The sequence below is a fragment of the Pacificibacter marinus genome (genome assembly GCF_900109555.1).
GTDB classification, from domain to species: domain Bacteria; phylum Pseudomonadota; class Alphaproteobacteria; order Rhodobacterales; family Rhodobacteraceae; genus Celeribacter; species Celeribacter marinus_C.
Genome location: NZ_FNZV01000003.1, coordinates 1 through 13,154, shown reverse-complemented (window position 1 = coordinate 13,154; position 13,154 = coordinate 1). Strand labels below are relative to the sequence as shown.

The following is a 13,154-nucleotide window of genomic DNA, read 5'->3' as shown; positions in this document are numbered from 1 at the left end:
AGGCGTCTTAAATCACTGAACCGTTTCTGCGCGTGAAAGTCTAGCGTTGTAGGCGCCTGCAATTTGAACTTTGGGGACAAGACGCACGATGTCATTATGTGCCACAGTGTTTAGAGCTTGGCGGTCTGCGGGCGAATACCTAAGAATAAACCCCACACCGAATAAGGCTGGAGTGTCTATGAGCGTTCTGAAAATTTCAAACCGCGATGCGAAACATCTTTGGCTTAGTGTCAACGGCTTGGCGCGCACACCAACAGGGCCATTGGACACGCTTGCATTGATCCGAAGCCTTGGATTTGTTCAATTGGATACGATCCAAGTCGTCTCGCGGGCGCATCACCACATTCTATGGAGTCGCAACCAAAATTACCGCGAACCAATGTTAGATACGCTGCTGGCCAAAGACAGGTCCGTGTTTGAACATTTCACTCATGATGCCTCTGTCCTGCCCATGGAATTTTTACCTATGTGGCAGCGACAATTTCAGCGGATGAAAGACAAAGTCAGCGCATCATCGTGGTATGGCAACGCGCTGGATGCAGATTTACTCAACAGCATCAAACACAAAATCACGCAAGAAGGCCCGCTGTCCACCCGCGACTTTGACACGAAAATCAAAGGCCCAAAGCAAATGTGGCGCAAACCACCCCATAAGCAAGCATTGGATTATCTATGGTATTCAGGCACATTGGCAACCAGTCACCGCACAGGGTTTACCAAGTTTTACGATCTGAGCGAACGCGTCTTTCCAAACGATTTACATACCCAAGACATCGGTGACCTGGCGCAGGTTGATTGGCTTTGCCGCGCCGCGCTTGACCGCATTGGTTTTGGATCGCTCGGGGAAATTCGCAAGTTTTGGGATGCCACGGACAGCAAAGATGTGAATGCATGGGCAAAACGCGATGCGGCAGACTTGGTCCCTGTTGAGGTCCAAGGCGCTGATGGCAGTTGGACCAAAGCAATCGCCAGCGCCGGTATAGAAGCACAGTTGCAAACTCTATCTGCACCGACATCCCGATTGCGTATTTTGAACCCCTTTGACCCCGCCATTCGGGACCGAACCCGCCTAAAACGGCTGTTTGGATTTGACTATACTGTGGAAATGTTTGTGCCTGCCGCCAAACGCAAATGGGGATACTATGTATTTCCCCTGCTAGAAGGCAGCCGCTTTATTGGTCGGATCGAAGTGAAAGCCGATCGTGCGAAAACTACGCTAAATGTGCTCAACCTTTGGGCGGAGGCAGACGTCACTTTCACGGCAAAACAAGCAAGTAAATTAGATGCGGAACTCGAACGCTTTGCCCGTCTTGCTGGCCTAACCACCATTGTTTGGGATTGCCCACGCTAGCATTTTCATGCTGACCTAAAGCCGGATGTCCCCCGTAAGATAAGTAATCTCAATCGTTTTTTGTTTTGAAAGATTCATCAAGCAACACACTCTCTTCCGCTAGAACCGCTGTAAAATCAGCCCGCGAAACAGGTTTGAACAGACTGCGCCCCACTTCAAAACTGCGGGCGGTTGCAATCATGGTTGCGGCAATCAAAGAGGTATCAGCACCGCCGGTGATAAACCGTACCCGCATAGGTCGATCAATAAATTGCAGACCATCAATAGTCTCAATCCCATCCATTACTGGCATGTTAATATCAACAACCAAAAAAGCAGGGCCGCTGCCGTTTTTCAAAGCTTCAATCAGCTCACGCCCATTTCTGAAAACTTCGGCTTGCCATCCTTGGGACTTGGCAATGGTTGATAACAATGTCGCGAATTCAACATTATCGTCAGCAATATAAAGTTGATACATATGTTAACCTGCTAAAGCACACCGTTTATTAAACACTTAACCCACCAAGAGTGACGGGTACCGACATGACACGCGTGCGACAGATCGCACATGCCGCGCAAACATAGTCAAGCAACGCAACAATCGCTTTCATGCAAGGCCTGCCCCCAAACGAGATGCAGATCGGAAACGAAGATACCTTGCCTTTCGCGCATGAAAGACCCGTGTGACATATTTTAAAGCACAGTTTTTCCAAAGATAGCAACGTCTTCTTTCAAATCGAGGGGCGCATCGTGATATGCGCGCACCATAGAACCGCGGCCTCTTGCGTACTCTGCAGGCTAAGGCTTCCCAAGCGCACTGCGATACCATTGCGCCAATTCACGCTCTGCGGCGACCAAAGTTTCGACATTTAACGTGCGCGTGACAAGAGCACGATTGATTGCGCGAGTGCGCTTGTTGATCAGACTTGCGCCTGTCACATCGTCCTCAATCCCAAGTTTTTGATACAAAGAAATCAAACGGTTTTGAACAGATCGCAATGACATAGCCCGCCGATCGGCGATGGCTTTGTCGGTGATGCCCAATGCCAGATCAATCAACACATTATATTCACTATCCGTCAACGCATCACGCGGTGTGATTGCCCGTTGTTGAAATCTGTGAACCTCGCGATCAACCATGATTTGACCTTCGATCAAAACCGCCCGCAATGCCAAATGCAGACGCGACGTTGACGCCGTTTTGAGCACATACCCATAAGCACTTTCCGTAGGGACGATTTTAGAAATTCCACGCAAATATGCCTCATCCGCATAGTTGGTCCAAAATAAAATGCGTGTTTCAGGTTGCTTGGCCCAAATCGTGCGTGCCGCTTCTACCCCGTTGCGTGATGGCATTTGTAAATCCAAAACCACAGCAGGATACGCGCCACTGCAGGCTTCCGCCTCGCCCTCGCCCCCGTCTGCAATATGTGTGATCTCGCTAACTTCAGGCAATGCTTCCGACACAGCATCCAACATGAAATGCGCGTGAAATTGATCATCTTCCACAATCAAAAGCTTCATATGCGTGTCTCTTTTCGGTCCAAAGGCAAGCGCAAGGTCACGCAAGTTCCCGCATCCTGGGTGATATCCAGCTGCGCCAAAATCAAACGTGCACGGGTTTCCATATGCAGCAAGCCGGATTTACGTGTGCCTATCTTGCCAGTCATACCCACCCCGTTGTCACGCACTCTGATCCGAAAGGCCCCATCTAAAGCATGATCCATCGTCACATCAATCTGCGTTGCAGAGGCGTGGCGCATGGCATTGTTTGTGGCCTCTTGGGTGATACGAAAAATCGCGGTGCGCACGGTCGGATCTATCGTGTCGATTTCCCCCTGTGTCATGTCGTTTACGGTCATACCAAAGTCCGCAGTCTGCGCCGCTTTTTGTAGATGCTCGGAAATCGCATGGCTGAATCCAAACAGTTCAAGCTGCGATGGAACGGCTTCATCAATGATCATACGCAGATCGCGAATGCAGCTCGTCAAATGAGCGTTGACCAGCGCACGGTCCACAGGCTCAGCTTCATTACGGGTCAACCGTAAAAGCCGCGTTAGATCGGCCAAAGTGTGATCGTGCAGATCCATACCGATCCTTTGGCGTTCTTGTTCAAGTGCCTGCGTCAATCGAGAGGCCCCGTGCCGCAGTCCCTCTTCACGCGAATGGACTTCAGCGCGCTCAATAGAATCCCGCTGGGCTTTTTCAATCAACCGCAAAGCATGAAAATATGGCGCAAGCAAATCGGCCAAATGCTGGGCCAATTCTAGAGATTTCTCATCGAACAGCCCCGTTTCACTATGGGAGATATTCAAAGTCCCGATAAGCTGCCCCATCACTTTCATCCCCACATGCACCCGCGACCGCAGATTGTGGTTAAAGATCGGTTCGCTTGTGGCCCCAGCAAAGGTTTGACGCGGGTCGGTCATTGCATTGGTGCACATCATGTACGCCAGCTTGCCTTTCAGCAAATCACGCACAGGCGACACCTCAAGACGGGTGCGCCGTCGCGACCAGCGCGTTTTAATACCGACTTCATACGACACACACCACTGCGGCCCGTCGATCAGACAAATGTCGAAATGCGTGTGCGGCAACACCTCAGCAATTTCAGCGGCCACAGAAACCAACGCCGACTGAATATCGGTCTCAGTGGCAAGATGTGCGGATATCCGCAAAAATATATTGCGCTGAGGTGCATCGGCCTCAGTTTGCAGTGGAACTCCCATGCCTGCCCTCCCGTGCCTGCTATATCTGCCACCCTAGCGCGCGAATACGCTGACGAATACCGCGAAGTCCGCACAGCGCATGCGGGAACCCGCACCATATCTGCGGGGAGCGCGCTTTACACAGCGCGCAATCAAGCAGACCATCATGCCGGATTGTCGCTGTGGAGGGCGGCACCAAAACCGCGCCTCACAAACGGGCGCACTTAGGGAGGACTTCTTCGAATGAAATCATTGCTGCTCAGCGCGGCGGCCATTGCGATGGCCACAACCGCAGTTCACGCCGATACATCGGGCAAACGCATTGCCCTGTCCAACAACTACGCTGGAAACTCATGGCGCCAAGCCATGCTGCACTCGTGGGAAGACGTGGCAGAAACCGCAGTTGCGGCAGGCACTGTTGCCGCCGCCGATGCATTCACCACCTCTGAAAACCAAGCCACAGAACAAGCGGCGCAAATTCAGAATATGATCTTGCAAGGCTACGACGCGATTGTCGTCAACGCAGCTTCGCCGACCGCCTTGAATGGTGCAGTTAAAGAAGCTTGTGATGCAGGTCTTGTGGTCGTCTCTTTTGACGGCATTGTCACCGAGCCTTGTGCTTGGCGCATCGCTGTAGATTTCCAAGAAATGGGTCGTTTGCAAGTTGAATACCTTGCGGGTCGCATTCCTGATGGTGGGAAGTTGCTTGAAATTCGCGGCCTTGCAGGCGTGTTTGTCGATGATGAAATCTCTGCAGGTATCCACAAAGGCATCGAAGAATTCCCACAGTTCGAAATCGCTGGCGCGGTTCACGGCGATTGGGCACAAGACGTAGCACAAAAAGCCGTCGCAGGTTTGCTGCCATCTTTGCCAGACGTTGTCGGTGTCGTGACACAAGGCGGTGATGGTTACGGTGCAGCACAAGCGTTTAAAGCTGCAGGACGCGATACACCTTTGATCGTTTTGGGCAACCGCCAAGATGAAATGGCGTGGTGGTCCGAACAACATGCGGACAACGGTTATGAAACCATGTCACTGTCCATCGCACCTGGTGTTGCGTCCCTATCCTTTTGGGTGGCCCAACAAATCCTTGATGGCGCTGAAGTGCCTAAAGACCTGAGCGTACCATTTCTAAAAGTGACTCAAGACACGCTTGATACCACTTTGGAAGGCACGCCAGAAGGCTCAGTTGCCACGATTGATTACTCACTTGACGATGCCAAAGGCGTCATCGCCGGAGCGATGTAACCCAAATGCAAAGTGCCTTTCAAAACGGCACGCCTATAGTTGCCCTGAACCATGCCGAAAAACATTTCGGTGCGGTCAGGGCGCTTGATGGTGTGAGCCTTTCTATTGCGCCAGGCGAATGTATCGGGCTTGTCGGTCACAACGGTGCTGGCAAATCGACATTGGTGAATTTGATCAATGGCGGCTTGGCCCCCACAGGCGGCAGCGTAACCTTTCCTGCCTCTGGCGAATCCCGTGCGCTCAGCGCTGGGGTGCGGTCAGTCTTTCAAGAGCTTTCTCTATGTCCCAATCTCAGCGTGGCAGAGAATTTACGTATTTCGCACAGTGATCTCAAAGGCGCTGGATGGCGTAAAAAAGCCCGTGCTGAAATTATTCAAAGCCTTGATGCAGTGTTCCCTGATCACGGCATTGGCGCTGACACCAGCGTGGATCGTCTCACAATTGCAGAACGTCAAATGGTTGAAATCGCAATCGGGTTTGCCCCACGTGGACGCGATGCGCGCCTTGTTATTCTAGATGAACCCACATCTTCGCTGGATGCTGGTATTGCCCAACAACTTTTAGCTCACATCCGCCAGTTTTGCGCTGATGGCGGCGCGGTCATTTTTATCTCGCACATGATGGGTGAGATTTTTGATGTCGCCTCCAACATCATCGTGATGAAAGACGGCAAAATTGTCGCCAACAAACCCACCTCTCAATTCTCTCGCGCATCTTTGGTCGAAGCCATGGGTCATGTTGGCGTGAAAAATTCAAAAGCTGCCGTACGCCGTCAAGCAAGCGATTTTGGCGAAGAAGTACTAAAATCTAAAGACGGGCTAACGGCACGACGCGGCGAAATCATTGGCCTTGCAGGACTGGCCGGACACGGCCAAGCCGAAGCTTTGGCCCGTCTGTATTTCAGCAACACATCGTCATGGCGCATGGGCAAAGCATCAAACATGGTGTTCGTCGCGGGCGACCGCGGGCGCGACGGTGTTTTGCCGTTGTGGTCCATCTTGCGCAATATGACCGTGTCGATCTTGCCCCAAACCGCGCGTCGCGGCCTTGTAGATCGCGATGCAGAAAAACGCACAGCAGCGGATTGGAAAACACGAATCGGCATTCGTACAGATGATGTCGACAACCCGATTTTATCGCTGTCTGGCGGCAACCAACAAAAAGTGCTTTTCGCCCGCGCCTTGGCCTCACACGCCTCGATCATCATTATGGATGATCCGATGCGCGGTGTCGATGTTGGCACAAAACAGGACGTCTACGACATGATCCAAACTGAGGCAGCAACAGGCCGTACCTTTCTGTGGTATTCGACTGAGACCGAAGAAGTGTGCCAATGCGACCGCGTGTTTGTGTTTCGCGATGGCAAAATTTCAGCCGAATTGACCGGCGATGACATCACGGAAGATCGCATTCTAGAAGCCTCATTCGAAATGCAGGAGGCCAGCGCATGATCCGTTTGTTCGCTACCCACCGTATTTTGCTGCCCGTGGTGTCTTTGGCCGTGCTCTTGGCCGCGACATTTTACATGCAACCTCGCGCCATGAGTTACTTTGGCGTCAATCTTTTGTTCAATCTGGCCGTGCCAATTGCTTTGGCAACCGTCGCACAAATGATGATCATTATGGTCAATGACATCGACTTATCGCTGGGCGCGTTTGTCAGCTTGGTGGCTTGTGTCACAGCAACGTTTTTACATGACACGCCTGTTTTAGGCGTGGCGATCCTTGCAGGATTGATCGTCGCATATGCGGGCATTGGCGCATTAATCCATCGGTTTGATTTACCAGCAATCGTTGTGACTCTTGGGATGTCTTTCGTTTGGGGCGGCCTTGCTGTGATGATCTTGCCCTCACCTGGGGGCGCCGCACCAACGTGGCTGCGAAGCTTGATGACCGTCAAACCGCCGCTTTTGCCTATGGCTGTCGTGGCAGCGATCTTGATCGCAGGTCTCACGCATCTGCTAATCATGCGTTCCGGGATCGGCACCGTGTTGCGCGGTGTGGGGGGCAACGCCACCTCAGTCGTGCGCGCTGGATGGCCTGTTTTGCGTCTCAAAGCAGGGGCTTACGGCCTTGCGGGATTTTTCGGCGTGCTGTCCGGCATGGCTCTGGTCGGGCTCACCACTGCGGCTGATGCCAATATCGCGTTGCGCTATACGCTGTTGTCGATTGCTGGTGTGATCTTGGGCGGTGGCGAATTTGTAGGCGGGCGCGTCAGTGCTGTTGGCGCTGTGATCGGCGCTTTAACACTGGCCTTGGCCGCCTCATTTCTTTCCTTTATGCGCCTCAGCCCTGATTGGCAGATCGGCGCACAAGGTGCAATTTTGATCCTCGTGCTCACGGCGCGTTTGATTTTCACTCGCCGCGATAAGGAGCAAAGCTGATGCCCATTGTAAAATTCATTCTATCGCGCACTTGGATTTGGTCATGGGTGGCTGCCGCTGGCGCATTTATGATGGTCATGGCGCTCACGCAAGGGCGTGGGGCCAGCGAATTGGCCTATGCTGCGCTGTCTTTTGGGGCCTTTGCTGCCATCGTTGGTCTGGGGCAGATGCTTGTAATCACGCTTGGACCTGGCAATGTTGACCTGTCCATTCCGGCCACAATGACCCTTGCTGGCACACTGGCGCTGAAAACCATGGGGTCGGATCCGAACACCGCAATCTTGGGGTTTACCGTTGCCATCGGCGTCGGGATCTTAGCGGGGATGATGAACTTTGCGCTGATCTATTTGCTGCGCTTGCCCCCAATTATTGCAACGCTGGCCGCGTCATTGATTTTCCAATCCATTGCAATTTGGTCCAACCGTGGTTTGCGGATCAAACCACCTGAGGGCTTGGCCGATTTTGCCACGGGGCGGACTTTTGGTTTGCCCAATGTGGCGCTGGTTGGTCTTGGACTATCGATCCTTGTTTGGATCGTGTTGGAGCGCACTGTATTTGGGCGATGGTTGTTGGCCGCGGGTCAAAATCTGCGCGCTGCACGTCTTGCGGGCATTCCCGTGGAATTTGTTCGTGCGACCACTTATATTACCGTCGCTGTTTTTGCCTCTATCGCGGGGTTCTTTTTGTCCAGTTTCTCAGGCGGTGCCGCGTTGAATATGGGGCAAGAATATCTGCTGACCTCGATCGCTGTGGTGGTCATCGGCGGCACGTCCATTGCGGGAGGCATGTCGAATGTTCCCGGTGTTTGGGGCGCATCACTGTTCATGTTCTTGGTGGTTTCTATGCTCAATTCCTACGGCCTTGGCGCTGGCGTACGCATGATGCTTACAGGGACGATCATCATCGGCATTGTCATCGCAGCCAGCACAAGGAGAACCCGAGCATGATTAATCTTCCCCCGCATCTCGTCGCTCTGGATGATCGTTTTTTTGAACTGGTCCACCCGATGTCGCAGCTCGATCAAATTGCCACAGGGTTCACATGGACCGAAGGCCCTGTGTGGTTTGGCGATCAAGGCGCTTTGTTATTTTCTGATATTCCGACACAACGGATCATGCGCTGGAGCGAAGCCGAAGGCCTATCCACCTATCGTAACGGATCACAGTTCAACAATGGCAACACCCGTGACAACCAAGGGCGCCTCATCGGCTGTCGTCATGGTGCACGGGATGTGGTGCGCACAGACCACAACGGATCGTTGACTGTGCTCGCCGATCAATATCAGGGCAAGCGTCTCAATTCGCCAAACGATGTTATCGTGTCCTCGGATGACGCTGTGTGGTTTACCGATCCCACCTATGGAATCATGTCCAACTTTGAGGGTTTCCGCGCACCAAGCGAACAATCCGCAAATCACGTGTTTCGCATAGACCCCCAGAGCGGAGTTATTGAAGCCGTTGTATCCGATTTCACCCAGCCCAATGGGTTGGTGTTTTCGCCCGATGAAACGCGGCTTTATATTGCAGAAAGCGGGTCAAGCCACAGCGTCGACGTGCCTGCGATGATCCGACAATTCGACGTGGATGGCGCGCAGATACACGATGCTGGCGTGTTCGCCACACTTGACTGCGGCTTACCTGACGGGATGCGTGTCGACACCGCCGGAAACCTGTGGTCGTCGGCAGGCGATGGGGTGCACTGTTTTGCACCAGACGGCACGCTTTTGGGGAAAATTCTTGTACCCGAAACTGTCGCCAACCTGTGTTTTGGCGGGCCAGACGGGCAACGGCTTTTCATCACGGCAACCACATCTGTCTATCGAGTGTTTGTTGACATCAAAGGCGCAGAACCTTGGACGCGGTCGCACCAATAAACCACGCCAAAAATGTCTGCACTGTGACGCGCGCTTAGCGCACGCCCGCACCGAGTTTGCGTGAAATATTCGCACACATAAGGATCAATGCCTCTCTGCTTTCTTCAGCAGAGACGATTGAGGTGCCAGACAAACGGCGAATGAACGGAATGGTGATGGCACCGACAGCACGGCCTGAAAAGTCGTAAATCGGTGCAGAGATATTCAAAACGCCTTCGATTGTCAGCGAGGGGCTTTCGCAATAGCCCTTTTTTGCAACATCCGGCAAATCCCCCATAAAGGCAGCGTATTTATCAGCAGGCACATCCCCCGCTTCAGTCAACAATTTTTGTAGCGCATCGTCATCCATCGTAGACGCCATCACGCGACCAGATGCTGTTTCGACAATTGGAATATGCGCCCCAAGACGCACCGATGTGACGTTATTGTCTTGGCAATCCACCTGCGCAACAACCAAGATTTTACCCGAATGCAAGATCCCTAAATGAAGGGACTGGTTGATCCGATCCGCAAGACGTTGCATCGCCTCGCCCGCAATAGAGGTCAAACGTTTGATAGGGGGATGACGGTGGGCAACCTCAAACATTTTTGTCGTCAAAGAATACCGATCTCCGTCCTCGGCCAATTCAACATAACCGCGCGTGCGCAACACCATCAGCATACGAAAGATTTCAGATGTGGTGCGTCCAAGCGTTTTGGCGATGTCGACTTGGGTCATGCCTTCGGCTTTAGATGCCAAAAGTTCGAGAATATCCAATCCCTTAGACAGCGCAGGGGCGCGGTATTTCTCATCGTCGATCGGATCATCAATGTTGGAAGACATAGGGCCTCACGTCGTTAAATTTCATATGTGAAAGCCACCATAGAGTCTTTTGCAAGATGGGAAAAGCGCGTTCATTGATAAGTCTGTTCACTTTATGGGGTTTAAAATATAAAATAAACTTTTACTTGTAAAGTTATGCCGTTATTCTTACCCGAAACGGAGGAAGATATGGCTGAGAAAATTTCATTGCGTGGCATGACATGGTCCGATCCACGGGGCTTTGATCCTGTTGTTGCAGCCGCGTCTGAATTCCAAAAAAAATATCCGCACGTGTCCATCACATGGGACAAGCGTTCGTTGCAGGGTTTTGAAAGCACACCTGTTGATGAGCTTGCTGCGACCTACGATTTCATTGTGGTCGATCACCCCCATATGGGGGCGGTTGTGTCGGAAAACTGCCTGCTGCCTTTGGACAAATACGCCCCTGCTGCAACATTGGCCCGCCTGCAGGCAGAGACTGTTGGGAAAAGCTACCAAAGCTATTTTTACCAAGGGCATCAATGGGCTACTCCAATTGATGCCGCGACCCAAGTGCAAGCCATCAGACCAGATCTGTGCCCTGCCCCGCTGCGCAACATGTCAGATGTTTTGGTCGCAGCGCAAGCTGGTCACGTGGTTTGGCCCATGCGTCCACCGCATGTTTTGATGTCGTTCTTCACGCTCGCAGCCAACATAGGATCGCCCTGCGCTGTCACACCGGGACCTTTACTGGACCGCAACGCAGGCCAAAAGGTTTTGGCATTTTTGCAGCGAGTCTACGGCCTGCTTGACCCCGCCTGCCGCGAAATGGACCCCATCGCAGCACTTGACGCGTTGGCAGAAGGCAACACATTTTCCGTCTGCCCCCTCGTCTATCTATATGCCCCCTATGGCGCACAAGGATACAAGACGCACACCATCGCCTTTCATGACATGCCAGCGCTAGGCAGCAACGGTCCACTGGGGTCAGCTTTGGGAGGCACAGGCTGTGCGGTATCGGCCCGCACGGCACAGCCTGAATTATGTACAGAGTTCGCCCTTTGGCTCGCCTCTGCCGATGTTCAGCGCGGCCTTTACGCAAGTCATACAGGCCAACCGGGCAATGCGATGGCCTGGGGGGATGCACAAGTCAACGCTGCAAAAGGCAATGCATACGCACAGACCCGAATGACCCATGAGGCCGCTTGGCTGCGCCCCCGCCATGCGGGGTATATGCAGTTCCAAGAAGAGGGATCACACATGCTGCTTGATGCACTCGACGGCAAAACACCCCACGACACCGTGCTTGATGCACTCGACATATGTTTTAATGAAAGTTTCCCTGCATGAGCGATATTCTTCCCCTTGAAGGCCTGAAAGTTCTCGATTTTTCGCAATTTCTTGCAGGCCCCTACTGCGCCCTAAAGCTTGCAGATTTAGGGGCTGATGTTGTCAAAGTCGAACGCGCAGGGATGGGTGATCTGTCACGCTATCTCTATTTGACCGACACCAAAATCGCAGGAGAAAGTACCATTTTTCACGCGATCAATCGCAATAAACGCTCTGTTGCTGTAAACCTAAAATCCGACGATGACAAAGCAGCCTTGCGTGCTTTGATTGCAGAGGCCGATGTGGTGTTACAAAACTTTCGCCCCGGAGTGATGGAACGCCTTGGGTTCGGGTATGAAGCCGTCAGAGCCATCAATCCCAAGATCGTTTATGGCACAGTCACGGGGTACGGTTCCGACGGCCCTTGGGTGGATTTACCGGGGCAAGATTTGCTCGCTCAGGCGCGCGCTGGCGTGATGTGGTTGTCTGGTGGCGCAAACGATGGACCGACACCAATGGGATTGCCCGTTGCCGATGTCCTTGCAGGGGCCGCTTTGGCGCATGGCATTTTGGCATTGTTGTTTCGTCGCGAACGCCATGGGATTGGCGGCTATGTTGAAACCTCACTCATAGAAAGCCTTGCAGACCTGCAATTTGAACTTTTGACAACGTGGTTCAATGATGGTGGGCGCACACCGAAACGCAGTGCCAATAATGCGGCCCATGCCTATCTGGCGGCCCCTTACGGTGTCTATGAAACGGCGGATGGCCATATTGCGATTGCCATGGGAAAGCTGGACATTTTGGCCGAACTGACAGGTCTCGCCTCAGAGATTGCAACACTTGATACCTTTACACAACGCGATGAAATCAAAGCCGGCCTGGCAGAGCGCTTACAAACCCAAGGCAACGCAGCTTGGATGGAAGCCTTTGTTGCCGCCGATATTTGGGCTGCGCCAATCATGAACTGGCAAGATCTGATGGACAGTGGCGTGCTTGAAACTTTGGATATGGTGCAAGAGATTTCGCGTGGCGATGTCAAAATGCGCACCACAAAATTGCCTTTACGCATTGATGGTATCCGTCCAGCCTCGTCCACAGCCGCCCCCGAACTTGGCGATGCGAACCATATTTTAACGCAAGGCTGGTAAGATTTCCCCACCCCAAGGCCGCGGGGGTCCGCGGCCTTGGGGTTTCAGGCAAAGTGCCTTATTTTACACGTCGCTTTTTACGCGTCGTTGACGCAGGTTTGTTTTTGAGTGCCGAGTTTATCGATCCCTAGTTCAACCACATCGCCCGCTTTGAGATATTTGGGCGGGTTGAATCCCAAACCAACGCCGGGAGGCGTGCCTGTCGAGATGATATCGCCGGGGTGCAGCGTGAAGAATTGCGACAAGTACGAGATCAAAAACGGCACGCGGTAGACCATTGTGGACGATGATCCGTCTTGCATCCGCTCGCCGTTCACGTCCAGCCACATGCCAAGATTGTCGAAATCGCCG

Annotated in this window: 13 protein-coding genes; 8 read left to right on the top strand and 5 right to left on the bottom strand. The window is 52.8% G+C overall.

Features of this window, described 5'->3' with window-relative positions:
- Positions 1 to 178 precede the first annotated feature (178 nt).
- The gene (locus BM025_RS05020) at positions 179 to 1,351 is read left to right on the top strand and encodes a winged helix-turn-helix domain-containing protein (protein ID WP_085848459.1); all 1,173 of its coding nucleotides are present in this window, start codon (positions 179 to 181) and stop codon (positions 1,349 to 1,351) included.
- Positions 1,352 to 1,400: 49 nt separating this feature from the next.
- Here the strand turns inward: BM025_RS05020 and BM025_RS05015 are convergent, their stop codons facing one another.
- The 3 genes from BM025_RS05015 to BM025_RS05005 form a co-directional block, all read right to left on the bottom strand.
- Positions 1,401 to 1,808, bottom strand: a complete 408-nt coding sequence (locus tag BM025_RS05015) for a response regulator (protein ID WP_085848458.1) — start codon at positions 1,806 to 1,808, stop codon at positions 1,401 to 1,403.
- A gap of 320 nt (positions 1,809 to 2,128) precedes the next feature.
- Positions 2,129 to 2,854 carry a DNA-binding response regulator gene (locus BM025_RS05010; protein ID WP_085848457.1) on the bottom strand — a complete coding sequence of 242 codons (726 nt, stop codon included), beginning with the start codon at positions 2,852 to 2,854 and terminating at the stop codon, positions 2,129 to 2,131.
- Complete coding sequence (locus tag BM025_RS05005) at positions 2,851 to 4,059, bottom strand: GAF domain-containing sensor histidine kinase (RefSeq protein WP_085848456.1); 1,209 nt, start codon at positions 4,057 to 4,059, stop codon at positions 2,851 to 2,853. The genes BM025_RS05010 and BM025_RS05005 overlap by 4 nt, the downstream gene beginning before the upstream one ends.
- Before the next feature lie 222 nt (positions 4,060 to 4,281).
- On the opposite strand from BM025_RS05005, the gene BM025_RS05000 reads away from it, so the two are divergent.
- The 5 genes from BM025_RS05000 (at position 4,282) to BM025_RS04980 (ending at position 9,542) form a co-directional block, all read left to right on the top strand.
- On the top strand, positions 4,282 to 5,286 hold the full coding sequence (locus BM025_RS05000; RefSeq protein WP_085848455.1) for an ABC transporter substrate-binding protein: 1,005 nt from the start codon (positions 4,282 to 4,284) through the stop codon (positions 5,284 to 5,286).
- 92 nt (positions 5,287 to 5,378) lie between these two features.
- Positions 5,379 to 6,737, top strand: a complete 1,359-nt coding sequence (locus BM025_RS04995; protein ID WP_244515486.1) for an ATP-binding cassette domain-containing protein — start codon at positions 5,379 to 5,381, stop codon at positions 6,735 to 6,737.
- Complete coding sequence (locus BM025_RS04990) at positions 6,734 to 7,669, top strand: ABC transporter permease (RefSeq protein ID WP_085848453.1); 936 nt, start codon at positions 6,734 to 6,736, stop codon at positions 7,667 to 7,669. Before BM025_RS04995 ends, BM025_RS04990 begins: the two co-directional genes overlap by 4 nt.
- Complete coding sequence (locus BM025_RS04985; RefSeq protein ID WP_085848452.1) at positions 7,669 to 8,616, top strand: ABC transporter permease; 948 nt, start codon at positions 7,669 to 7,671, stop codon at positions 8,614 to 8,616. Before BM025_RS04990 ends, BM025_RS04985 begins: the two co-directional genes overlap by 1 nt.
- The gene (locus tag BM025_RS04980; protein WP_085848451.1) at positions 8,613 to 9,542 is read left to right on the top strand and encodes an SMP-30/gluconolactonase/LRE family protein; all 930 of its coding nucleotides are present in this window, start codon (positions 8,613 to 8,615) and stop codon (positions 9,540 to 9,542) included. Before BM025_RS04985 ends, BM025_RS04980 begins: the two co-directional genes overlap by 4 nt.
- A gap of 34 nt (positions 9,543 to 9,576) precedes the next feature.
- Here the strand turns inward: BM025_RS04980 and BM025_RS04975 are convergent, their stop codons facing one another.
- Positions 9,577 to 10,365, bottom strand: coding sequence for an IclR family transcriptional regulator (locus tag BM025_RS04975; protein ID WP_085848450.1), 789 nt, complete (start codon positions 10,363 to 10,365; stop codon positions 9,577 to 9,579).
- Positions 10,366 to 10,533: 168 nt separating this feature from the next.
- On the opposite strand from BM025_RS04975, the gene BM025_RS04970 reads away from it, so the two are divergent.
- Together BM025_RS04970 and BM025_RS04965 are read left to right on the top strand one after the other, a co-directional pair.
- Positions 10,534 to 11,673: a type 2 periplasmic-binding domain-containing protein gene (locus tag BM025_RS04970; RefSeq protein WP_085848449.1), complete on the top strand. Its 1,140-nt coding sequence runs from the start codon at positions 10,534 to 10,536 to the stop codon at positions 11,671 to 11,673.
- Complete coding sequence (locus BM025_RS04965; protein ID WP_085848448.1) at positions 11,670 to 12,803, top strand: CaiB/BaiF CoA transferase family protein; 1,134 nt, start codon at positions 11,670 to 11,672, stop codon at positions 12,801 to 12,803. Before BM025_RS04970 ends, BM025_RS04965 begins: the two co-directional genes overlap by 4 nt.
- A 77-nt stretch (positions 12,804 to 12,880) precedes the next feature.
- On the opposite strand, the gene BM025_RS04960 is transcribed toward BM025_RS04965, so the two are convergent.
- On the bottom strand, positions 12,881 to 13,154 hold a 274-nt coding region (locus tag BM025_RS04960; protein ID WP_170842122.1), incomplete at its 5' end, for a fumarylacetoacetate hydrolase family protein.